This window comes from Otoolea muris (genome assembly GCF_943193115.1).
Taxonomy (GTDB): domain Bacteria; phylum Bacillota; class Clostridia; order Lachnospirales; family Lachnospiraceae; genus Otoolea; species Otoolea muris.
This window is the reverse complement of the sequence record NZ_CALPCY010000026.1, coordinates 36,099-58,583: the sequence shown is the minus strand read 5'-3', so window position 1 is coordinate 58,583 and position 22,485 is coordinate 36,099. Positions and strand designations below refer to the sequence as shown.

Sequence of the window (22,485 nt, the reverse complement as noted above, 5' to 3'; positions counted from 1 at the left end):
CCTAACGATGTTCTATATTTAACCCTTGTTCCAATACTCCATCTCTTACCATTAATATATTCATATCCTGCCTTAAAACAATCCCGCTATCAGATAATATTTCTATCCCATCTCCTCCCTCAACCTGTATCGCTCCGCCTGCTTTTATATCAATATCCCTGTTACTTATGATCTCAACTCCCTTTTTATCGTCTAAAATAATTTTGATCCCATTATGGTTCGTAATGATAATTTTATCCGGTGTAAACCGTATTTCCTTATCATAAACTGTCCGAATCGACTTTTCATCCGGCTTTGTTCTGATCTGGTTTTCTCTTTCTGAAGGCACGGAGCTTATCACATAGGCATTCTTTTCTTTTTCATCCGGGAAATACAGCCTGATCCTGTCCCCACGCTCCGGCATGCAATACCACCCGGAGCCGTCTGACGAGGAATATACGGTCGCAAAATCAAACCATAATTTATGATTTTCACTTTTAACAAGATCATCGTCCAGGAGGATCTGAACCTGTGCATTTTTAATATCCCTTACACGGCCCGGAACTGATAATCCTGCTAAATTTGGATTATAATATTTCTCTGCATAAAAATCTTTTTGCCTTCTGAGAATATATTTATTGACCAGCTCTCCGTTCTTTATTTCCATCTGCGATTTATATACATATACCGTTATCCCCATTACTACAACTCTATCCAGTAAATTCAGTATATCTCTGGACTCGATCAACATTTCCTGTATTTTTCTTCCGTTCTCTGCCCATACACTCTTCTGTACAGTAAGACAGTTCACATCATATACATTTGTCCGATCAGGGACGCCAAAATAAAAACTGGCTTTATCATTTGTACAATCCGCTACAAGCAGCATATTGAGTTCTGCACCCACTCTTTTTAAAAACTCCCAATCAGTTTCCTTATATTGAACCAGCATATTATGAATCGGGACATTAGCTGCACGGTTAAAAATAGAAACGGTATTTTTATTTTGCTCAACTATATACTTTGCAACTTCTTTATAACTTTTCGTTACATCCTGAAAAACCCTGAATTTGTTTTCTATATCCAACAAAAGGGTATATGATTCCGCCTTTATTACCAATTCAGTGAGTCCATTCTTTGCTGAAACAGATATAGCCGTTATCAGCCCTTTAAATACTGAATGCCATTTATTATCGGTATCCGATAATATCAGAATATCGACATTTTCCTCCTGTAAATACTCTTCCTGATGTTTATCTTTCTCCTTTTTTAAAAAACCTCTGATTTCCGCACTCAAATGCGTATTTACCTTTTTTACTATTTTACAATTCGTAATTTCTAACAGCGGCATTGATTGGATATGAATACTTTCAGCTTTCATTTTTCCCCTCCTCACATATTGATTTAATCATCTCAAATACAATTTTCTTCCATTCATTTTTTACAGCATTCGGACAACTAAATGTTCCCAACAATAGCTCATGATCAACTATACTCAAAAACAAAATGCAGCTTGAGCTTCCATCTAAGTTTTGTACTCTCATTTCGCACCATGCGCAATCTACGTTTACTGCTTTCAGCATATCCTGATCCATAAAAATATTTGAGGGATTCATTTTCTTTAACACCAGCATAAAACCATTTAGCATTTCATTCAATGTGCCGATTTTGGCAGAAACTAAATTTAAACACAGATTGACCGCCCCGCTTTCATCCATAAAAATGACCGGGGGCCTGTTTTCATAAGGATATTTTCTTCTCCTCCACTCTAACGGCATATCAATAAAACTGTCAGGTAAATATATGGAAACCCTGCCCTCAAAGAGCTTTTTGTTACAAAACGTCAATAATTGTTCACCTGCATACATTCCCGTTTCCAGAGAATTATACTCCGCCTTCTCAGCCTCAAGTCTTTTTCTTACTAAACATTCATCAAAAAAATCCATACTATTCTCCTAACACGCTTTTATACTTATCCCTATACACTTATATTCGGCAATTTCAAGCTGAATCTGAGATACTGCAAATTTTATAAAGCTGTCATTTAAATAATATCCTGGAATCCGTTCTTTAAATTTAAAAAGAAGTATTTTTCTGCTTTTTTCAGGAAACAGATATTCATCCTTTATAAACCAATTCATATCTTCCCATTGCTTGATATTATCTATATTGTCACATATCTCACAATCTATCGCTTCGATATAATGATGGACATCTAATTCCATAATCCTGCGGTACAAGTCCAATTTTGTTATTATCTTTGCATTTGTCTTCCTTAAACATTGACTGAAAAAAGAGTTTTTCCTGTGATTTGATAACAGTGGGGCTTCATATCCTGCGTAATTTACACAAATATCCTGATTCATCTGTAATGCTTTCCACCCCTCAAATACTTCTTTTTTTGAGACAATGATAATTTTGTCATCTTCGTGCTGTATCTTATCGATATCCTCATTTTTTTGTATCAGGTATTCCCCCCTTTTATTACGTAATAAAAATTCATGTACATAATGCCCCTCATTTTCTTCAACATCTAAAAAGGATTCAGCGCCAAATGTAATCCATCGTATATTCCATAAAGGAATCATATTATACCTGACCTGACTGGAAAATTCTCCAAACCAGATATTTACATTATCTATTCTAATATCCTGTATGTCTATTCCAGCAACTCCATTTCTGTTTAAAGGGACTATAAAAACATCAAAAAAACGTTCCAGATAACCTGTGTTGATGGTATTCCACCTAATACCATTGTCTTTAAATATCCTGTAAATGGATTCTATCATGCTACAGTATCTGTCAGAATGTTTTACATAAAATGATACGATTGTTTCACCTTTCTGGCAGCGAATCGTTCCATAAAATGGTGCGCAGCTTTCAAATTCCTTCATCTTTTTATAATCAGACTCCAGAAAAATTGTACCTATGCTAAACATTCCATTCTGATCCGTATATCCGTTCCTCTGTTCTAAATCCGCATCATCTAATGGAAAAAGTGTTTCGTTTGATGAATCATAATAATCCCGTTCAATTATTGTTATTGCCGTTTCGTATTTGTTTTTTCCATAGTCTATATCACTATAAACAATCTGTTGTAATCTCTTGTATTTATTCTCATATGATTTAATCGCTTCATTCAATCCATCTTCCAAAAGCTTTGCTGCAAACTTTCTTTCTTCATTGTCTTCTATTTCCCTCAGTGAGCTTTTGATATATCTTTCAAAATCAAATGGATATTCTAAAATAGGAATTCTGTTTTCCATATTCAATCATCTCCCCTTTTGGAGTGTTTTAGCTTACAACATCCTGTAATCCTTCATCCAAACCGAACGGTTCCCCCATTGCCTAAACACATATTATCCAAGTGCCAACAAACAATATAATAAAAACGATCGTCCAAATCTCGCTTACTGAGGCATCTTTTTTTAACATTCTCTCATCCTGCGCCGGTACAAATCTGTCCGGGTTTTCCTCATCATAGTGTAATAATACTTTTTTATCAATGAACATGCAGGATGAGCTTGTATATCCCCAGGATGATTCTTGTTTAAAGGGAGTATCTCCTATCATATATTCAAAAGTCGGATAGCATTTGCTTTCTTCTTTCCAGTGCATAAGAACCAGGCCTTCTCTGAGAGCAGTTATCTTAGCCGTAACCCGGCCCTTATAACTGGATAACCCATTTAATTGCTTCTTACATAAATACCATTTATAACCGTTTGTTGTTATAAAATGAATTTGTATTAATAATAATATCGCTGTATCAAACCTCATGACTGCCTCCTGTCTCCGCCGCCGGCCCCCCAGAACCGCCCGCATTCCCTGCACCCTCTCTGCCGCCGTCTCCCCCCGGCCCGTTCATCCCGTCTTCCTCCGTCTCTCCCCCGTCTCCCATCTCCTTCTTCTCCTCTTCCTCCTTCTTCCTCTCAAGCTCCAGCTCCAGCAGGGCCAGCCGCCCGTCGATCTCCGCCGCCTTATCATCCATCTTCAGCTCCCGGTACGCATTCCTCGCAAACAGGTACTGCTTCTTCGCCTCCATCTCATTCCCAAGGGCCTCCTGGGTCTTTGCGGCCTGTTCATACTCCGCGGCCTGGCGCTCCTTCTCCTCGTTCTCCTCCGACTTCTGCCCGCTCGAGGCAATCCTCGCGCGGATCAGCTCCGCGTGCGCCTCATCTCCCATATCCATATACTTTTCAAGCGCCATGGCATAGTACGCCCCGGCGCTCCCGTAATCCCCTTCCGCAAAAGCCTTATCCCCCTCGGCGGCGAGCTGCGCGGCCCCTGTTTCATTCACCGCCTTCTCCTTTGCCTGTTCCGTGTCCGCCTCCTCGGCCTTCTGCCGGCTCTCATACAAAGCGTCCAGGCAGTCGAGCGCATCCTTCCGGCCTTCCTCAAAATACGTCCTGGTGGCCAGGCTCTTTGCCTGCAGGTACTTTTCCTCCGCGCGCGCAAAGTCGCCCTGCGCCGCCAGCGTATCCCCCAACTGGATATAGTCAAATACCGACAGGTAATCCGTGATCGCCTCCAGCCGCCTGTCAATATACGCGTCCGCCAGCCGGTCCGCATAGCGGGAGCGCTCCTTCGCCGTCACATACGCGGCCTGCGCCTCCTCATACTTCCCGCCCCCGAAGCTGTCCTCCGCCGCGTTCACCGCCTCGATAAGCTTCTGGTAATCCGACAGCTCCTTAAGCGGCTTCTTAAGCTTAAGCTTCTCCGCCAGCCCCAGCGCCTTCTCACACTCCTCGGCGGCGCGGATAAAATTCGCGTCCTGGATATACTCAATCGTATTCGCATAGCGCCGCTGCATCTCCTCCGTCTGCTTCCTGCGCCGGCTTACAAACACCCACGCTACCATACCCACCGTCAAAGCCACGGTCAGCGCCGTCACACAGACGGCGGCTATCTTCCGGATCCGCCGCTTCCGGTTCGGATCCTGGAACACCTTATCCGCAAATACCGCCGCCAGCGTATAATTTTCCAGCCTGGACGGCTGCTTGGACAACAAAAGATCCTCCGCCAGGTCAAGGCATTCCTTTGGATCATCCTTTGCCTCCGAAAATACATCGTCCAGCTCCCCGCTGTCCAAGTTTTCCCAGATCCCGCGTGTATACAGGGCCGCGATATCCCCGTTATTCAGGCGGATCCGCTTTGACACAGCGGGCGCAAAGCCCGCGCCCTGCCCTAAATAGGAAAACAGGTTATTCCTCTCCTCATGCCTGGAGAGCGTGTCCTCCGGCAGCTCCCGCTCCCTTGTCAAGTCGCTTCCGAGAGACATATCCCTTGTCTCCTCCATGACATGCCCGTCCCGGTACAGACGCAGGCGCGTATTCCCGGCATAGCCGTAGCGCAGGCGCACATAATCCGTCACCAACACCGTGGCCGACGCCTTCAGCCGCTCCCGGCCGTCCGCCCCGCCAAGGGCCAGGTCCGCCGCCTCCAGGTACGAGCGGATGGCCCGCTTCCTCATCGAAGGCGACGCCTGGAAGGCCAGTATAATAGCCTGCGTCGCCAGCCTGGCGCTGTCCGCGTCCGGCATGTCATTCAGCCCGTCCGCGATGACATAGCACGCGTAGTCCTCCAGCTCCACAAAGGCAAAATAATCATGGTTCTTAAGCTCCGATCCGGCCTCGGAAATAAATCCTGTCTTAAATGTACTGTTCTGCTTGCGCATCGGCCCGTCTCCTCCAACCCTGCCAACCTTCATCCTGTCTCAAACGCCGCACATACTTCCCCGCGGCGTTTTCCGCCGTAACCGTCCAGCCAGGCGCGCCGGCCCGGCCTGCTGTCCGTTGCTTGTCCGGCCTGCTGCCCGTTGCCTGCCCGGCCTGCTGTCCGTTCCGCCCGGCCCGCTGCCCGTTACCCGCCCGGCCCGCTGCCCTCGGGGATACTCCCCCGTCAGCGCCTTCACCGGCATTTCACCAGCACCGCCGAGGCATTATCCCTGTCCGCGGCCTGGCTCCGGTTCACCAGCTCGATCAGGGCGTACGCCTTCGTCTGGCAGTCCCCCGCGCCCTCCAGGCAGTCCTCCATATCCTTCCACCTGGCCGTCCCATACAAGCCGTCGCTCATCAGGAGCACATATTCGCCCCCGTACAGGCTGATGGGCGTATCAAAAAACTCGATATCCTTAAAGCCGTCCCGGCCAACGAAATTATAGAGGCGGTGGCGGTCCAGGAGGGATAACGCCTCCTCGCGCGTCAGCCTGCCCTCCTCATACTTCTGCCGCGCCAGGGCGCTGATGGTATGCCCGGACGAGACAGGGACCAGCTCGCCGCCGCGGTACACCGCCGCCTTCACATCCCCCGCCGCCGCATAATAGAGCTTCCTCCCCTTCACCAGCGCGGCCGTAACCGAAGCGCAGCCCTGCACCCCGTTAAGCCGTTTCAAAATCTCACGGTTCGCCCCGTTAAACGCCTTGCGGAAGGAATATTGGGGATTATAAGCGGCCGCCTCATCCCCAAACACCTGTAAAAACGCCTCCACCGCCGTCTCCGCGGCCAGCTTGCCGCCAAAGCTCTTCCCCATCCCGTCCGCCAGGACAGCCATCACGCCGTCCTCCAGCTCCCGGATGCCAAAAGCGTCCTCCTGCGTCTCCCGGTCCCCGATCGTCTTAGAAGCCCCAACCTCAAAACCCGCGCGCATTCCCCGCCCGCTCCCCAAAAGCGTCTGCCCCATGCGGAACACAAGATACAAAAAGGCAGGCGCAAGCAGCGCCGCAGCCGCTATTTCCGGAACGCTCATACGCCCTGCCCTCTCTCTTCCCACATAAAATTGTCCCCGCAGAACGGCACAAACACAAACCGGCTGTCCCCCATCTCAATCACATCATAGGAATCCAGCACCGTCGGCGTATAGACAGCCGCCTCATTGTGGTATACAAGCCCATTGCTGTCCCCAGGCAGGAGCACGGTCTGCCGCTTCTTGGGGTCAAACACCACCACGCCGTGGTTCCTCCTGGAAATCTTATTATCCCCCAGTATCTGGATATCCATATCGTCCGCGCGGCCGATAAAATTCTTCCCGGAACGGATCTTATAATCCTTCCCCTGCCTGGGCCCGGAAATACACACAAGCCAGCCGCACACCGGAATCTCCTCCTGCGCCAGCAAAAGCTCCTCCAGGGCCTCCCCGTCCGCTGACGCCGCCCCCAGCTCCTTCTTCTCCTTTGTCGCCGTCTCAATATTACAGAACGGGCACACCGTGCCATACCGCCTGGCAGAAAACAGATGCCCGTTCTGGCACCGGATCAGATTACTGCTCATATCCCTTTCTCCTCCGAACTTTTACAATATTATCCCCCCGAAGCCGGCCAGCAGGCCCGCCCGGACGGCTGCCCTACCTCAGCAAAAGCCGGTTCATCCCCACATACAGGCAGTCCCCCTTTTCCAGCCTGCACGGCATGTCCGGCGAGAGATGGTACATCCTCCCGTCCGCCGCCTTCTTAATGCGCAGCCCGTTCGCGCTCCCCAGATCCTCCACATACCAGCTCCCGGCCGAAAAATTCAGCACCGCGTGCTCGGTATCCGCCATCCCCGCATAAGGCCCCTGGCCCAGGTCAATATCCACCTCATTTTCCTTCACATCCCGGCCAATCAGCGCCGACGTCCTGCCGTACATGTCCCATACCGCCAGATCCCCGTCCTCCTCATTTAAAAGGACGAGCTCCGTGATCAGATCCGTTTCAGAAGAAGGTTCTTCCTGGCGGGAAAGCCTTTTTCCCTTTTTCTGCGGGGCAGCCAATGACAGGGCAGCCAGAGCCATTGCCATAAGGCCCGCCGCCCACAGGACAGGGGTTCTGTACCGCACCATGTCCGGGTAGGCGCAGACGATGCCGAAGGCTGTCATGCAGACAAGCGCGGCCGCCAGATCAAAGAGTCTGATTCTGTTTTTCATGTTCTGCTCCTTTTTTGCCATAAATGTGTGCTTGCCGTGGGGGAGGGGGATCGTGAGAGGGCCGCCAGCGTCAGGTTCCATATCCAACGGAACCCCGCTCCCGCTCGGAGAAAAGCGCAGCGGTACTAAGCTCGAAAAGACCTCGCTAAGTGCCGGCGGTTTTCTACGGGTTCCTTATGGATATGGAATCTGCCACTGGCTACGTGATCGGCAGGCTATGGATTTCCGGCCGAGCGCGTGATTACGTGATCTGGATTCGGTATGGCTGGATTTAAAAAGCATGTTTTGAAGCCATGGGTTCATGGCTTAATGTTGTGGGTAACAGGCCATGTAGCGGAAAACTGTGTTACCCGATTTAGAACTGTGCATAAATCATACCTATACTATAACAGAAAACAGGCGTTAAACGGATTCGTACTTACATAATTCAGAAATCATTAAACCGCTTCTCCACATTGCCTCCTTTTACCCCCGGCATTATCCACATTAAGTTGTAGGCAAAAGGTTTTCTAATCCTAAAATGGTTTTAACCCGTAACGATTCACAATCAGGTATGCAGTATAATAAAAACTGCTATATAGTCAACACCCCTGCCCGTCTACCCGCCGCAAGCGGGGCATCAGGCTTGCAGCGCTGTAGAGCAGCGGGGTATGTAACCCTCGCAGCAGTCGTCAAATGTGCAGGCAGACCCACCAAGCCCGCTGCTCTCGGGAATCAATAATTCCAAAAAATATAGCCTGATAAAGGCATACCTAACCAGGTACCGCTACCCTATATTTTCTCACAATCTCTTAATTTCCTAACCCCATCAATGACTGCCCTGTCTGACTAAAAGTGCTGCCGCTTAATTAAGGCAATACAATTTACCAACAAACCGCAGGCTCCCCCGCCTTCCAGTAACGTAGCCATCGGCAGGTTCTATATCCATAAGGAACCCGTAGAAAACCGCCGGCACTTAGCGAGGTCTTTTCGAGCTTAGTGTCCGCTGCGCTTTTCTCCGAGCGGAAGCGGGGTTCCGTTGGATATAGAACCTGCCGATGGCGTCCCTCTCACGATCCACCACGGCCCGCGTATACTTCACTACAGCATTCCCCTGCTCCCCACCTATTTTTTAATTCCCATATATTGTTCAAACAAACCCGTCATATCAATCGGATTCTTCCTACTTTTCTGATTCATCCCCATCTTCCCCATATCCACCCGCTTCCCATCCGGCCGGAACCCGAAAAACTGCTCAAACGCGGCAGAACCACTATAAAAACTAAATCCCTGCCTCCCGCCCGCGCCATTCCCCCCATTCCCGCTTCCTGATCCGCTCCCGGCCCCATCTCCGGCCTTTCCCCGGCCCGCTCCACGCCCGGAATCCCTCCGCTTCTGATCATACGCCTTCCGCCTCTCCCTGTTCCCAAGCGTCTCCCACGCTTCCCCGGCCTCCTTGAACCTCTGTTCCGCCTCTGCATTTCCTGGATTCGCATCCGGGTGAAACTTCTTTGCCAGCTTCCGGTACTGCTTCCTGATCTCCTCCTCCTCGGCGTCTTCCCTCACCCCGAGAATCCTGTAATAATCCTTTTCCATCCCATTTCCCCCTGGGGCATTTTTAAAACACGCCCTGGCCCGGCCTCTCCCGCGCCGTCCCGTAAATGTACTCCCAGAATCAGGCGCAGCAAGATTCCGGGAGCGCCTGTGATCAACAGGGAGGGCGCGCCCTGTTACGGATGCGCCCTCCAATATAAGCATTACTGTCTACAGCCCGGCAGGAATATACACAGCAACCCTATCGGCATCCGGCCCCTTTATACGGCCGCGTAGCCGCCTTCCACGGTAATCCGGTCCAGCTTGTCTTTTTTCTGTTTTATCACCAGCGTAAAGATCCCGGTTCCTTCCACATCCCCGAAATCTTCCTTGTAATCAATGACAAACGCGTTCGGGAAATAGTATTTCCGCTCCATCACGCCCGCCGCCACGTGCTCGATCGTCACCTTGCGGTAGCAGTCCGCCTTCTCCGCCGGCACAGCGGACCACAGGGCCAGCTTCCTGGTGCTGTCAAAGGGATCCCCGTCAACGGCTGTCAGGATCCTGCCCGTAATCGTCAGCGTGCTCCCCACGTCCTTTGTCCTGGCATTGGAATCCAGCGGGATATCCGTGGTAAATTTCACCCTGCGCACACATTCCTTCGCAATCTCAAAGCTCTCCGTTCCCTCTACCGTTACCTTATATGACATGTCTCATATCCTCCTTTCAGCCTGTTTTACTCGCCGCCGAAGCCGCCCTCAATTTTCGTCGCCGCGTTTTCATCCTTTTTCTGTTTCATGTGGATGAAAAAGGTTCCCACGCCGCTCTCGTCGTCCACTTCTTCCGAATATTCCATGACAAACGCGTCCGGAAGCGTGAACTGGCGCACCACCTGGCCGGCGGATACCACCGTGATCTCCGCACTGCGGTAGCAGTCCGCCCGCTCGGACGGAACCTGTGACCACTGCGCCAGTCCCAGGGTGGGATCGCTGCCCTCCCCGCCCAGCTTGTAGAGCATCTTGCCCCACACCTTCACAGTCAGGCCGAAATCCGTGGCCCGCGCGTTGGAGTCCACAGACGAAGCGGAATTAAAATCCACCTTCATGATGCTTCTCTCATCAAAAACGATGTCCTCGGCTCCCCCGGTGATTTTCATGCGAAATCCCATAAATGATTCCTCCTTTTCTTTTGGAATAGTTTATTTTGTGTAACCGCCCGGGCTTCCGGGCTGTTACGGTTTATTAATACCCTCCGGACGTCCCGGGGCGGGGATGCCCGGCGGATAATAACCAGATTTTAAGCCTTTTAAGCTTTATTGGCTGACAGCCGGTTAATCTCCACCTCCAGGTTCTTCACATTGCCGTTAAACGTAATATTTAACGTGCAGTACCCGTTCTCCTCGTCAATGATGTACTCAATATCATCGCCCTTGCCCAGGATGGCGTTCAGGTACTCGCGTTTTGACAGCCACTGGCTTTTCTGGCTGCTGGGATTATTTGAGAAAAACCGCACAATGGAGTCCTCCTTGAAATCGCCTGTCCCATGGCGCATCACCCGCTCAATGTAATTCGTGACCTGAGTTTTGTAGATCGGCTCAAACATATATCCGTCTGACAGCAGGTTCCTTGTCTTATAAACCATGATGTTGGTAATGTCATGGCCGTTATGCGAAGCATTCTCGGAGCTGAAGATAAACCCGAAATTCTTGCGGTTAATGTCATTTTTAATGGAGTTCGTAAAGCCTGTGATCTCCTTTGCCATGGTCGTATAGGCCGCCAGGGCGTGATCCCCGGCCTCGATGTCAAAGCGCACGCCCGGAAGTTCCGGATCCACGCCGTTCTTGCCGAATTTATCCTTTAAATACTCCGGGCACTGGTACGCCGCCGCGATACCGGCCGCCACATACGCAGCTCCCACGTACACGCCGTCGATCCACAGCTTCATGACATCTTCCTTTTCTTTAGAGAGTTCCACGGTGTCTCCGTCCTCCCCCATCACCATGCGGCTGTCCAGCACCACGCCCGACTTGTCCTTGGGGATGATGGTAAAATTCGGCAGGCAGGGGATCGCGTACTCGCTGAACGGCTTGCCCATCAGCGGCATGCAGCGCTCCTCATACTTCTCAATGCCCTCGGTCGCCAGGGCGCTGAAGGTCGTGCTGTCGTCCGCCTCATAGCTGAAAAAGCACTGCACCCCGTAATCCTTAAACACATCCAAAAGGCGCGCCAGGGATTCCACGCTGTTCACATCGCTCTTTTCCGTCTTCGAGTTGCCCTTAAAGCGCTCGCGCGTCAGCTTCATCTTGCTGTACTGATCCAGGGAAACATTCGGCACGGCCGCATACCACACGGTATTGGAAAAATCATTCTTTGCGTTCGTCGTGTTGAAATAGGTGATCAGACGGGAAATGTTTCCCGATTTGGCCAGCATTTCATTGGAAACATTCGTGATCAGCATGGAGGGCTTCATGCCCTTTACCTTCGACGGATACTGTTCAAAAAAACACCAGACGCCAAGAAGCTTTTCAATCAGCGGCTTCACGGTTTTGATAAACGCGTCCTTTGACTCGCGGTAAAACTCCAGGTAGGAGTTGTAATTCCTGACCTCCTGCTCCTTGTCCACGCGGCTCTCCATGGTGGAGGTCAGCGGACAGAAGGTGCGGGCCACAAGGGCGGCCACATAGTCGTTGCTCTCCTCATTGAGGGCCTCATAGTCCTCCTTTAATGCCTCAATCAGCCCTGCGTTCACCTGATCGTCCACTGCCATGAGGGCTGTGCTCTCCACCTTCGGGGCCTCTAAGACCCGCAGCTCGCCGTCCTCGCCCATGCTCAGCACGCCGAGGGCTAGGGGCGTGTTGTCCTTTTTATCGCCGCCGTCCCCCAAAAGCAGGCGCGTCTTGATATCCTCAATCGCCAGCGGCAGCATGGCCAGCACATTGTTGTAATTCGCGCTGGCCTCCTCGAACATGACGTTCAGCCGGTCAGCCACATCCATCTTTTTCGGATCCCCGTCGTCTAAGGACGCATAGATCCCGTATGTATACTGCAGCTCCTTGCGGCCCTGCTTGATGGCGTCCATGACCTTCCTGGGGGAAATCATCTCGGTGAGCTTATCGAATTTGAAGTCCACGTTCGTGCTCCCCTCCGAGCGCTTGGTCTCGATCATGGACATCAGCATCCCCATAAATTCATTCTGGCGGTTTAAGGGGATCTCCGTCAGCATCTCCTCCGGCACCTGCTCCGGCTTTTTAAGCTGATAGACAACCTGCTGGCTGTTGGCATTGTAATAGCAATACACAGCCGGCGCGAATTTTTCCAGGAATTCGTCAAAGCTCCTCACCAGAAGATGGTCATTGATCTCCTTTATCTTGTCGTCCGACAGGCTTTCCATGCCGCGCACGTCCCCGACCAGCGTCAGGAAATCCAGCTTTTCCGGATTGATCACCTCCATCAGCATGGTCCGGTTTGTCTGCTTAATCACATTTCCCATTCCCTCTTTTCCTCCTCTTTATAATATCAGGGATCACAGCCCATATGGCCTGCCCCTGACGGCATATGCCCTGCTTTTTCCGCAAACCCGGCTGTGTTTCTCATAGCTCCTCCCTTTCCCCTGGCTTTAAATTCCGGTAATGCAGCTCCATCTCTGTCTCCTCATCGTCAAAGGATACCGTGATTTTCCCGTTATAGTATACCGGATACCCCATTCCCTTTTTTAAAATCTCCATGCCCCGCATCACCGTGCAGCCCTCGGACTGGTCCATCACGATCACCGCGTGATCCGGGCCCGGATACAGGATGATATCGTCCGCTCCGATCTTATCAAATTTAATCCCGCAGGATGTCAGGATCTGCCCCAGCGTCAGCCTCCTGGCCCTGCGCCCGAACAGGCGGTACGTCTGAGGCGGTATGTCCTTTCCGTCCGCGTTCCTGACCACGTACATGTTTAGCTTCCCCGAATACTCGCCGGCCCTAGCGGCGGTCTTCGTCCCGTCCCCGGACGGAGATGGCGCCATATAGATCACTGTCGTCCTCTTGCCCATCCAGAACGCAAACAGCCCTGCAAGGCAGGCGGCCAGTGCGCACAGGATGGCGATCAGCGGCCGGTAATCCGGCAGAGGCTCAAACTCCGGATCCGGAAATTTCTCAATCCGCACCGGATCGGCCTCCCGTATCCGGTATACCGCCCCGTCGTCTGCCATCGAAACCGCCGCCGTCACCGTTTCGAGCGCTTCGGCCCGCAGCGTCAGGAAGATGCTTCCCCCCTGTATGGTTCCCGTATAAGGCGTCCCGTTGACGGTGAAGGAGACTTCCATCCCCTCAAACCGCTCATCCTCCCATATATTCGCGCCTTTCCCGGCGGCATTTCCCGAAAGATCCTGCGAGACCTCCCCCGAAAGATCCCCGGCGGCATTTTTTGAATCAGCTCCGGAGACATCCACCAGCGTAAGCTCCAGATCCGCGTAGTGTTCAAACTCCGGCGGCACGTTCCGCTTTATCTCCTTTTCGCTCCGCGAAAGCTCCTCGATCCGGTATGCTGCCGATATGGTGGGAACCACGTCGTATTCCGGGATCATCCATGCCTGCGCGGAGGCCGGATCCGGCGTCTGGTACGATACGCTTAACGTCCCCGCGGGCGGCCGCACCGCCTCCACAACCGCGAAATGCTGTCCTGTTATCACCTGCGCCTGCCCGGCCTGCGCCCCGCCTATGCCTTCCTCTGAGGTAATCGCCAGCCTCACGCGGCTCGCGCCCTTCGGGATGGCGGCGTTCAGAACCACGGTTGAGATTTCGGAAGGCGCATGGCCCGATCCGCCCGCCGCAAATGCGTTTCCGGCGCTTTCGGAAGGCATGGCGCTTCCTGCCCCGCCCGCTGCCAGCGGAGCGCCCGGCAGGCTGAGCCGTTCCTCCAGGATGCGCCTCATGATACCAGACAGGGAGCCTGACTGGCCTTCCCAGTAGATGGCCCCGTCTGTCACCTCCGCCCCGTCGAAAATGTGCAGCCGCGGATCCGAAAGCTCTGTCCCGATCGCCACGATATACATCCGGACGCCCCGCTCCCGCGCCTGCAGCGCCGCTTCGGAATAGAGAGCGCGCGACGCCTCCCTGGCCCGGCTGTCCGGCATATCGATCTCGCCGTCCGTCAGCATCACGATACAGCGGTCTGACGCCCCGCTCTCAGAAAAGAGCCCGACAGCCTGTGCGAGCCCTTCCCCTGCGTTCGTGTATCCCGTATAGGTAATCCCCGCCAGCATCTCCTCCATCTGCGCCGCCGGGGTTCCGGGGACGATCACGGTCTGTATGTCCGTGTTGTACGCCACCAGCCCAACCCGGTAATCCGACGGGAGGCTGTACACCGCCTGCCGGATCGCGTCGATGGCCTCCCGATCTCTGTCCTGGGCGTTCATGGACGCGCTGGTGTCTAAGAGGAAGATAATTTCACCGGAAGAGGATATATTACCACTCTTTTCTTCTCCTCTAATATTTTCTGTCACACAAAATATAAGTAATACCGCTGTTGTAAATATGACAGCCGCCTTTCTGAATCTTATCAACTCAATTCCCCCATACGCTTTGCCAAATATTTTTTATTTTGTCTATCTGCCTTTCTTGATTGATAAGTTATCACAAAAACCATCCTATTTCAATAGGGATGTCGTTTTTTGTTCCGTTTTTGTCGTTTTTTGCATCATCTAAACCATTTTTTCTGATTGACAGCGGAAAACAAGATTAAAACAATCTAAATTTGACGCTAAAAATCCGTATAAAAAAAGCCGCAAAAATATTTTTACGGCTTACAAACTCATAATTTTTAGTTTTGATTCAAAACAGAATGGGAAATCTTTTTATTTTTTACAGTTCCTGCACATAATAATATGGACAGCGCAAGGTGCCCCAGAGCAATCGCCAGGCTCACATCCTCTGCGCCTGCTTTATAGAAAATCATCCATGCAAATGTCTCAAAAGTCCATATTACCTTACTGCGTCTTCCATACCGGCGTCTCTCCGCCTGATCCAAAGGTTTATTACGATCTTCAACCGGGGCCAGTAAAAAAATCAGGAAACCACACACAGCGCCGGATATAAGGCTCCCGGTCAAAATGATACCAGCGGGAATCAGCTTCGCCATCACACATACCCCGAGCAGTATCAGCGTAGAAAGAAGCGTACAGATCGTATAGTTATCTGCGTGATGGCCTCCTGCATAGGAGCGCAGCGGAATAAAGGACAGCAGAAACACAAATACAGTCATATATTCCTGAAACGCTGCTGCCAAAAGACAGGCGATCAATATATTGACCGCCTGCCCAATCAGCAATCCAAACGCATACTGATACAATCTTTGATCCTCTGCAGACAAATAATGTCTCTTTATCTGCCAGTCAACCAAATATTCTGCCAGCTTTTCGATCATACCTTTTAAAACCGCTTGAAGCGTTTAGCCTCTTCCGGAATCTCAGGCTGATGATCGATCCATCCGCATCCTGCATTCACGTTCTGAATCACTGTCAGCAGCGCCATCGCATTCAGCGCGATCACCGCCCAATTTCTGTTTTTCAGTTTTGTTAATAGGTTTCTGACTGTCTTTTTCATCATCTTTCCTCCTTTGTTTTATATTACCATAACCCTTTTTGAAGAAAAAATCAAGTATTTTTAATAAATATTTATTTTTAATACATATTTCTCAACGACACTATGGCTGTAAATCTTTCGTTCTCCTCTTCGATCTTCAGAGAACCCTTATACCTGCCTGCCAATTCCTTAACCTTTTGAAGGCCGAAACCATGTCTTCTTCCGCCGCTCTTGATCGACATGAATATGCCTTCCTGTTTCTGATTTTTATGACTGAAGTTGTTTATAACCCGTAAAATAATGGTTGAATCCGTTTGTATATAAAGCGACATATTTACATATCCGTGCTCGCATTTTCCCGCCGCTTCCAGCGCGTTGTCCAGCAAATTTCCGAGAATTCTGATTTTATCCGTTTCATCCATAAAATCTAACGATACCCCTTTCTGTATATCAGGTTTAAACCGGATTCCGTTTTTATTTGCCTCCTTCATTCTTTCAACCAGCATTCCATTAACAATCGGATCCTCAATATACATTTTTTTATCCGCAGGGCTTTTTCTTTTCAGCAGCTTAGAAGCTTCCGACGAAAATTTTTTCAGGCTTTCATCGTTTTGAGCGTTTACAAAATCCTCTATTGCTTTGACAATATGCCGCATTTCATGTATGTATTCCGCATATTCCTGATTAATCTCATCTATATGACGGTAATGGCTGCGCTCCAATTCCGCCTTAAGCTTCCTCATCTCATTATCCTGAATATCCTTTTCTCTTAAAAGCAGCTTATCCATAATCAGAAAATACGCGATATTACTCACCAACAGTGCAGCGCTTCCCAGATAAATCAGTAAATATCCCATACGGTGTTGATTAGCTAAAAGAAAACCATTTAATAGTATTAATACAGAAACCGGCAAAATAAGCAGATTTTTCAGTATGGGATACCCTTCCTTATCTGGAGCATACCTGTGATTTTTTCTGATAATCACAAGTGCGAGGTAAATCAGACATTTTTCCAGCAGAAGCCTGAATGCCCAAGTATGATCTTTTACCGTAACATCGATTCCAAAAATGTGAAAAAAATGCCACACAACAAATTCTGTAATTACTAAAATTGTATAATAAAATATCACATACAACACATTCAGGTTAAACCTAATCCGGTAGATAAGCCAGATAAGAAGCATATATATAAGGGGAACACAAACCAAATTTACAAATGGCATTTCCAAATGATTTACAAAAAAAATAATGCCTGTACAGATTCCCGCCTCTGCCCATCTTACATATCGCCGTTTCTCATAGACCGGGAACAGAGATCTTAAAAACATATAGACCAAAAAAATTTCAATAATGCAGTTCAAGAGTTTTACCGCCTCGTACATAAGCCATGCAAAATCCATCACATTTCTTCCTTTCGCTGTTGTCCCCAATAGCTCATCAGTTGATCATCAAATGCTTTTTTTCTGCTTCTCGAAACGGTTAATTTAATGCCGCCACTCATTACAACAAGGCTCTTTTCCCTGGTTATAATATGGCGTATATTTATAATATAGCTCACTTTTGCATATAAAAATCCATAATCTTTTAACTCATTATAATATTCTTCCATCCCAACCCGGCTTTTTATTGACAATTCTTTCTCTTCACAGTTCCCTGCATCCCTTAACAGGCCCACTTTCTCTGCGCCTTCTCTTGTTAAATAAATTCTGCTCCCTGTCCTCTCCCTCATAATAAAAATAATATCTGACAATTGTATCGCATGAGTGACCCCATCGTGTGAAACAGGAATCACAACAGCCCGATCTTTTTCCTTCTTTCTCGCTTCTTCCAAAGTCATCCGCAGATCCGCCATAAAATCCGCAGATACCGAATCCTTCACCAGATATGCAAAAGGTTTTGCTCTCACAATACGGCTGACAGGATATTGATGCGCCGTATAAAAGGCGATCAGCGCATCGGAATCCCTTTTTCGGATCTGCTCCACCAGCTCGACGCCCTCCATCTCTCCTTCCATATAAATATCCAGGAAAAAAACACTGAATTTTCTGAAACCATCCATCAGATCCTTTCCGCTGTGGAACTCAAAAAAATGTACATGATCCGAATTCTTTGTACACTTCCGGATTAATTTTTTCAACTCCTGAATATCGCTGAGGCAGTCATCACAGATAGCAATTTCCATTTGTTCATCCCTCCAACAACCATTTCTCATTTGTATATCCGACCCCCGAGCCACGCCGCCAGCCTGCCCGAAAAAGCGGCCAATCAGCTCCGCTGTCCGATGCATAAGCAGTTTTATAATTATAACATATAAATGCATAAATTGGCAATCCGTCTTTTGTATACTGCAAAAAAACGAAAAATACAACGATTAGTTGTAGGATTTACCTTTTTTACAACTTATTTTCCTGTCATTTATTATCTTCCCCGGACAGACCATCCACAATCTTTTCATCTCTGTCACTCTGTTTTCCTGCCGCTCATCCCCCCTTCCTGAAAAGTAGCGCTGCGGCAGTAACACGCCTGTTCCTGCGACAATTTAATAGACTTTGTATCCCGCCTGTGTTATACTTGAGCTGTAGCAACAGCAGCCGCAATATAGAAAGCAGGTGATTGCATGACACTTGAAGAACAGAGACAGGCAGCGATCATCACGTATGTGAATTTAATGAGAATTAAAGCGCATGAAACCGGCCAAAACAAAGAGCTCGATTACCAAATCAAAATTGCAAAAGTCATGTTACAAAATTTTGGTATCGACTTTTCCGAGCTGGAGTATCAGAGCGTGCCTGAAAAATGCTTTCCGTCACATGTGCGTCACAGTTTGTGTGCGATTTGGCCCAAATTCGCTTAACGCGGCGCAGTGGGCTTCGTTAAGTGAATTTGGGCCAAATATACCGCAAAGTGGGGCGTGCAGATGATGGGAATGATGGAGCTGCCGCAAATGACTTTACATGTTATTTCGCGCATCTCCTCCATCTTTACTCTGTTCTCCTCCCCAAAGCCTTCACGCCATAACCGTCCTTTTACACCATCCGCACCTTGGATTCGGCTGAATCTCCATTTCCTCCATCCTCATCGCCTTCACATCCACAAACAGCATCCTCCCGGCCAGGGTCTCCCCGATCCCGAGAAGAAGCTTCAGCGCCTCCGCTGCCTGTATACTCCCAATAATCCCCGGAACCGCGCCCAGCACTCCGAAGCTCCCAAAATTCGGCCCCTCTCCCGGACCGGGCGTTTCAGGGCTTAAGCAGCGCAGGCAGGGCCCTCCCGGCATAAACACCGTAACCTGCCCCTCAAATTCGCAGATCGCCCCATACACATCCGGCTTTCCCAGCTCCATACAAGTGTCGCTGATCAGATAGCGCGTATAAAAATTGTCGGTCGCGTCCACCACCACATCAAACCCGGACACGATCCGCCTGATATTCTCCTGATTCAGCCCCTCGCCAAACGTCCGGACGCAGATCTCCCCATTCATCTTCTCCAGGTTCCGTTTGGCTGCCTCGACCTTCATCTTCCCCACATCCTTCTCCCGGTACAGGATCTGCCTCTGCAGGTTGCTGATATCCGCCTTATCAAAATCCGCAATCCCGATCGTCCCCACGCCCGCCGCGGCCAGATACATACAAACCGGACTCCCAAGCCCCCCGGCCCCGGCCACCAGCACCCGTCCGGCGCGCAGCCGCTCCTGCCCCTCCGGCCCGATATCCGGCAGCATCAAATGCCGTTTATAACGAGTTTCTTCCATAATAAGCGCACCTCTCCTCTCTTTTTATTCCCGCGGGCAACGAGCCAAGTGGGCATGCTTGCATGCACATTTGGCGACTGCCGCGAGGGTCAAATACCCCGCTGCTCTGCAGCGCTGCAAGTTTGACGCCCCGTTGCTTGCAGCGGGGTTGTTGACTTTCTCAAAATCCAGCCATAGCAATTATGCAGACAACGATTTATGGCCTGCTGCTGGCGGCCCTCTCACGAACGCCCTCTCCCATCAAAAAGGCGGGAATACCATCCTCTGTATCCCCGCCTTCCTCATCTCTCTATTATTCCTGCATCCCCGCCCGGCTCAGCCTCCGCCCAGCAAATGATGGATCTTGAGATCGTCGTCCTCTTTCAGCACCACATTCCCATAGTCTTCCGGCCAGACAAGCTGCCCGTTTACCTTCACCACCAGCTTGGGCCACGTAAAATGCATATAATCCATCACGCCCCGGATGGTCAGTCCCTCATGCCAGTTTTCATACGGCCTGTCGTTCAGTCTCATGGCTGCACATCCTGGAGCGGCTCCACGATCTCGAGAAGCTCCGGCAGATCCATGCCCAGCTCTTTTAAATGGGCCACGGTCGGAACGCCGTTCAGCGTCCATCCGCGCTTTGGATATACCGCGTCGATCAGCTTCTCATACTCGGATTCCCGGTAGCTCCTCGTGGCCGCCATCTTTTCCTTAAGGCTCATGGTCTGCACCTCTTCGGCGGTCTTTCCCACCAGATCCACAAGCTGCTTGTCATAGCGTTCCTGCCTCGACAAATATTCCTCTTCCGTCACCGGCCCCTGGGAGCGGTACGGGATCGCGTCGTTCTTCCGCAGGCCCTTGCCGAGGCGGATATTGAAGATACGCTGGAAGTTGTACACGCGCTCTGACATGCGGATCATATCGTCGCGGTCGATCTTCACGCCCGTCACGCCGTAGTACAGATCCAGGTAATTGTCCACATGCTCCGGAACCTTGGCCGGTTCGTCGCGCAGGCTGTTGTCCGCGGGCACGATGTCATTCCACGGCAGCTTGCACAGCCCCAGAAGACCGAACCAGGTGCGGAACATAGGATAATAGTACAGCGCCTCAGCCTTATCATCAAAGGTCGGGATCTGGTTATTCACCTGATCCATGAAGATCAGCCATGCCTCGTCGTGCTGCGGCCCCTTGTTCGTCAGGCCGTAGCCGCCCTGCTGGGCCAGGGATTCCTTGGAGGAATACTCCGAATACTCAAGCCCTTTCTGCTCCATGGCGATATCATTCATAAAGTCCATATCGCCCCAGCCCTGCTCTGCGAAATAGGCTTTCTGCTTGTGGGAACCCAGCGCGCCGATTTTTCCAAAGCCCTCGTTTCTCGCGATCAGGTGCAGAAGCTCCAGATCCGCCTCCGCATTGCCCCACACGAGCTCCAGGCCGCCGGTCCGCTCCTTATTCAGGATACCGTTTTCATAGCACTCCATCAGGAACGCGGTCATGGTCCCGTAGGAAATGGTGTCGATCCCGTAGGTGTCGCAGTAGAAATTAAGCTCTAAAATCACCTGCGGATCCGTGATGCCGCAGTTCGGGCCCAGGCCCGCCGCGCTCTCATACTCCGGCCCGTCCACGCAGACGCGGCGTCCCTTGTAAGGCCCGGTCTTTAACAGAAAATGATCCGCCGTCTTGGCGCAAGCCATGGAACAGCCGTACCAGCAGCCGTCCGCGCCGCCCTGGGTCAGCCATTTCTCCTGCCATACCTCTGCCTTCATCTCCGAAACCTTCTCCGTCCCGCCGTATTTATAGTTGCGCGTGGGGAGAATGTCGTAATCGCTCAGCGTCTGCAGCGAATACGCTGTGCCGGACTTGCGCATGGCGTTCTGCTTATTGTCAAGCGCCGCCACCTCGCGGTGGAATTTCAGCCCGTCTTTATTCAGAAGCTTGATATCATACACATCGTTTAAATTGGCCTTTACGCCCTTAAACCGGCAGACCAGCGCCTTGATGTGTTTGTCCGCAAACACGCGGCCGATTCCGCCGCGGCCGGCCTGCTTTAAGCGCACCACATTCCGCTTCGGATCATAGAAGGTAAAATTCAGCATGGACAGGTTGCAGTGCTCTGCCGCGGAGCCGGAACACACCACCGCCACATTTTTGCGGTCACTGTCATCCTCGGCATACATGGCCGTCAGCTCTTCCCCCAGAAGATGGGCGTCCTTGTGCTCCAGGGGCGCTTTTTCAACGGAAATCGTCCCCTTATTTCCGTCAATGACAATGATCACATCCTCTTTGGCCTTTCCGGTCAGCTCAATCATGTCAAAGCCGGAGAATTTCAGAAACGGCCCGAAATATCCGCCCACATTGGAGTCAATGGGGATATCCGTCATGGGGGAAATGGTGCACACCAGACATTTTCCGGTTCCGCCGTACTGCGTAATGCCAGCTACCGGGCCGGCGGACATGGTAACCGCATTCTCCGGCGAATCCCAGCGCGTCTGCGGGTTGACTGCATCCCACAGATACCGCAGGCAGTAGCCCTTGCCGCCCGTAAATTTCTCCTTTACCTCCTGCGGGATGTCAAGAATGCTGACCGAGCTGTCCGACACGTCAATCTTTAAGCGCTTATCCGTATAGCCTCTGTACAGGGGCTTTGGCTCATATGTAATCTGGTTCAGAACCACATGCGCCTCTTTCATTTTTTTGATCTCTTCCATATCCGCATCCGCATAGCGGGGAAGATCGCACATTTTAATCATCTTTGTCCTCCTGTTTTTGCTGCGATGCCGCGCTGTATGCTGTCTG

The 22,485-nt window shown here is 50.5% G+C and carries 21 protein-coding genes and 1 pseudogene; all 22 read right to left on the bottom strand.

Going from position 1 to position 22,485, the window contains the following annotated elements; all coding sequences use genetic code 11:
• Position 1: 1 nt before the first annotated feature.
• The 22 genes and pseudogenes from NFS31_RS15705 to NFS31_RS15605 all read right to left on the bottom strand — a co-directional run bounded on the left by NFS31_RS15705 (position 2) and on the right by NFS31_RS15605 (position 22,439).
• The gene (locus tag NFS31_RS15705; RefSeq protein WP_251496973.1) at positions 2–1,360 is read right to left on the bottom strand and encodes a type VI secretion system Vgr family protein; all 1,359 of its coding nucleotides are present in this window, start codon (positions 1,358–1,360) and stop codon (positions 2–4) included.
• Positions 1,350–1,925: a hypothetical protein gene (locus NFS31_RS15700; RefSeq protein ID WP_251496971.1), complete on the bottom strand. Its 576-nt coding sequence runs from the start codon at positions 1,923–1,925 to the stop codon at positions 1,350–1,352. Before NFS31_RS15700 ends, NFS31_RS15705 begins: the two co-directional genes overlap by 11 nt.
• A gap of 9 nt (positions 1,926–1,934) precedes the next feature.
• Complete coding sequence (locus NFS31_RS15695; protein WP_251496969.1) at positions 1,935–3,245, bottom strand: hypothetical protein; 1,311 nt, start codon at positions 3,243–3,245, stop codon at positions 1,935–1,937.
• A gap of 82 nt (positions 3,246–3,327) precedes the next feature.
• Entirely contained in the window at positions 3,328–3,756 is a 429-nt protein-coding gene (locus tag NFS31_RS15690; protein WP_251496967.1) for a hypothetical protein, read from the bottom strand.
• Positions 3,746–5,653 carry a PP2C family protein-serine/threonine phosphatase gene (locus NFS31_RS15685; RefSeq protein ID WP_251496964.1) on the bottom strand — a complete coding sequence of 636 codons (1,908 nt, stop codon included), beginning with the start codon at positions 5,651–5,653 and terminating at the stop codon, positions 3,746–3,748. The genes NFS31_RS15690 and NFS31_RS15685 overlap by 11 nt, the downstream gene beginning before the upstream one ends.
• A gap of 233 nt (positions 5,654–5,886) precedes the next feature.
• Positions 5,887–6,723, bottom strand: a complete 837-nt coding sequence (locus tag NFS31_RS15680) for a PP2C family protein-serine/threonine phosphatase (protein WP_251496962.1) — start codon at positions 6,721–6,723, stop codon at positions 5,887–5,889.
• Positions 6,720–7,244, bottom strand: a complete 525-nt coding sequence (locus NFS31_RS15675; protein WP_251496959.1) for an FHA domain-containing protein — start codon at positions 7,242–7,244, stop codon at positions 6,720–6,722. The genes NFS31_RS15680 and NFS31_RS15675 overlap by 4 nt, the downstream gene beginning before the upstream one ends.
• Positions 7,245–7,317: 73 nt before the next feature.
• Positions 7,318–7,875 (bottom strand): FHA domain-containing protein, encoded by a 558-nt coding sequence (locus NFS31_RS15670; RefSeq protein ID WP_251496957.1) that lies wholly within the window; start codon positions 7,873–7,875, stop codon positions 7,318–7,320.
• A 1,104-nt stretch (positions 7,876–8,979) separates the two neighbouring features.
• Positions 8,980–9,450 (bottom strand): DnaJ domain-containing protein, encoded by a 471-nt coding sequence (locus tag NFS31_RS15665; protein WP_251496954.1) that lies wholly within the window; start codon positions 9,448–9,450, stop codon positions 8,980–8,982.
• Between the two features lie 218 nt (positions 9,451–9,668).
• Positions 9,669–10,097 (bottom strand): membrane-associated protease 1, encoded by a 429-nt coding sequence (locus tag NFS31_RS15660; protein WP_251496951.1) that lies wholly within the window; start codon positions 10,095–10,097, stop codon positions 9,669–9,671.
• A 26-nt stretch (positions 10,098–10,123) separates the two neighbouring features.
• Positions 10,124–10,555, bottom strand: coding sequence for a hypothetical protein (locus tag NFS31_RS15655; RefSeq protein WP_251496948.1), 432 nt, complete (start codon positions 10,553–10,555; stop codon positions 10,124–10,126).
• A gap of 137 nt (positions 10,556–10,692) precedes the next feature.
• Complete coding sequence (locus tag NFS31_RS15650; protein WP_251496946.1) at positions 10,693–12,876, bottom strand: transcriptional regulator; 2,184 nt, start codon at positions 12,874–12,876, stop codon at positions 10,693–10,695.
• A 100-nt stretch (positions 12,877–12,976) separates the two neighbouring features.
• Positions 12,977–14,938 (bottom strand): vWA domain-containing protein, encoded by a 1,962-nt coding sequence (locus NFS31_RS15645; protein WP_251496943.1) that lies wholly within the window; start codon positions 14,936–14,938, stop codon positions 12,977–12,979.
• A gap of 257 nt (positions 14,939–15,195) precedes the next feature.
• Positions 15,196–15,798: an accessory gene regulator ArgB-like protein gene (locus tag NFS31_RS15640; RefSeq protein ID WP_251496940.1), complete on the bottom strand. Its 603-nt coding sequence runs from the start codon at positions 15,796–15,798 to the stop codon at positions 15,196–15,198.
• Positions 15,799–15,803: 5 nt separating this feature from the next.
• Positions 15,804–15,980 carry a cyclic lactone autoinducer peptide gene (locus NFS31_RS15635; protein ID WP_251496937.1) on the bottom strand — a complete coding sequence of 59 codons (177 nt, stop codon included), beginning with the start codon at positions 15,978–15,980 and terminating at the stop codon, positions 15,804–15,806.
• A 74-nt stretch (positions 15,981–16,054) separates the two neighbouring features.
• Positions 16,055–17,356: a sensor histidine kinase gene (locus tag NFS31_RS15630; RefSeq protein WP_251496934.1), complete on the bottom strand. Its 1,302-nt coding sequence runs from the start codon at positions 17,354–17,356 to the stop codon at positions 16,055–16,057.
• Positions 17,356–18,138 carry a LytR/AlgR family response regulator transcription factor gene (locus NFS31_RS15625; protein ID WP_251496932.1) on the bottom strand — a complete coding sequence of 261 codons (783 nt, stop codon included), beginning with the start codon at positions 18,136–18,138 and terminating at the stop codon, positions 17,356–17,358. Before NFS31_RS15625 ends, NFS31_RS15630 begins: the two co-directional genes overlap by 1 nt.
• A 553-nt stretch (positions 18,139–18,691) precedes the next feature.
• On the bottom strand, positions 18,692–18,766 hold the full coding sequence (locus tag NFS31_RS27810) for a hypothetical protein (protein WP_334303098.1): 75 nt from the start codon (positions 18,764–18,766) through the stop codon (positions 18,692–18,694).
• An 80-nt stretch (positions 18,767–18,846) separates the two neighbouring features.
• Positions 18,847–18,900, bottom strand: a pseudogene (locus tag NFS31_RS28490) (hypothetical protein); the annotation flags it as partial.
• Between the two features lie 63 nt (positions 18,901–18,963).
• Positions 18,964–19,707, bottom strand: coding sequence for a HesA/MoeB/ThiF family protein (locus tag NFS31_RS15615; protein ID WP_251496928.1), 744 nt, complete (start codon positions 19,705–19,707; stop codon positions 18,964–18,966).
• A gap of 315 nt (positions 19,708–20,022) precedes the next feature.
• On the bottom strand, positions 20,023–20,220 hold the full coding sequence (thiS, locus tag NFS31_RS15610) for a sulfur carrier protein ThiS (RefSeq protein WP_251496926.1): 198 nt from the start codon (positions 20,218–20,220) through the stop codon (positions 20,023–20,025).
• Positions 20,217–22,439, bottom strand: coding sequence for an aldehyde ferredoxin oxidoreductase family protein (locus tag NFS31_RS15605; protein WP_251496924.1), 2,223 nt, complete (start codon positions 22,437–22,439; stop codon positions 20,217–20,219). The genes thiS and NFS31_RS15605 overlap by 4 nt, the downstream gene beginning before the upstream one ends.
• Positions 22,440–22,485 lie beyond the last annotated feature (46 nt).

Coding starts and splice junctions, on each gene's coding strand:
- NFS31_RS15705 (WP_251496973.1), bottom strand. CDS start 1,360: ATGAAAGCTGAAAGTATTCATATCCAATCAATGCCGCTGTTAGAAATT.
- NFS31_RS15700 (WP_251496971.1), bottom strand. CDS start 1,925: ATGGATTTTTTTGATGAATGTTTAGTAAGAAAAAGACTTGAGGCTGAG.
- NFS31_RS15695 (WP_251496969.1), bottom strand. CDS start 3,245: ATGGAAAACAGAATTCCTATTTTAGAATATCCATTTGATTTTGAAAGA.
- NFS31_RS15690 (WP_251496967.1), bottom strand. CDS start 3,756: ATGAGGTTTGATACAGCGATATTATTATTAATACAAATTCATTTTATA.
- NFS31_RS15685 (WP_251496964.1), bottom strand. CDS start 5,653: ATGCGCAAGCAGAACAGTACATTTAAGACAGGATTTATTTCCGAGGCC.
- NFS31_RS15680 (WP_251496962.1), bottom strand. CDS start 6,723: ATGAGCGTTCCGGAAATAGCGGCTGCGGCGCTGCTTGCGCCTGCCTTT.
- NFS31_RS15675 (WP_251496959.1), bottom strand. CDS start 7,244: ATGAGCAGTAATCTGATCCGGTGCCAGAACGGGCATCTGTTTTCTGCC.
- NFS31_RS15670 (WP_251496957.1), bottom strand. CDS start 7,875: ATGAAAAACAGAATCAGACTCTTTGATCTGGCGGCCGCGCTTGTCTGC.
- NFS31_RS15665 (WP_251496954.1), bottom strand. CDS start 9,450: ATGGAAAAGGATTATTACAGGATTCTCGGGGTGAGGGAAGACGCCGAG.
- NFS31_RS15660 (WP_251496951.1), bottom strand. CDS start 10,097: ATGTCATATAAGGTAACGGTAGAGGGAACGGAGAGCTTTGAGATTGCG.
- NFS31_RS15655 (WP_251496948.1), bottom strand. CDS start 10,555: ATGGGATTTCGCATGAAAATCACCGGGGGAGCCGAGGACATCGTTTTT.
- NFS31_RS15650 (WP_251496946.1), bottom strand. CDS start 12,876: ATGGGAAATGTGATTAAGCAGACAAACCGGACCATGCTGATGGAGGTG.
- NFS31_RS15640 (WP_251496940.1), bottom strand. CDS start 15,798: ATGATCGAAAAGCTGGCAGAATATTTGGTTGACTGGCAGATAAAGAGA.
- NFS31_RS15635 (WP_251496937.1), bottom strand. CDS start 15,980: ATGATGAAAAAGACAGTCAGAAACCTATTAACAAAACTGAAAAACAGA.
- NFS31_RS15630 (WP_251496934.1), bottom strand. CDS start 17,356: ATGGATTTTGCATGGCTTATGTACGAGGCGGTAAAACTCTTGAACTGC.
- NFS31_RS15625 (WP_251496932.1), bottom strand. CDS start 18,138: ATGGAAATTGCTATCTGTGATGACTGCCTCAGCGATATTCAGGAGTTG.
- NFS31_RS15615 (WP_251496928.1), bottom strand. CDS start 19,707: ATGGAAGAAACTCGTTATAAACGGCATTTGATGCTGCCGGATATCGGG.
- thiS (WP_251496926.1), bottom strand. CDS start 20,220: ATGAGACTGAACGACAGGCCGTATGAAAACTGGCATGAGGGACTGACC.
- NFS31_RS15605 (WP_251496924.1), bottom strand. CDS start 22,439: ATGATTAAAATGTGCGATCTTCCCCGCTATGCGGATGCGGATATGGAA.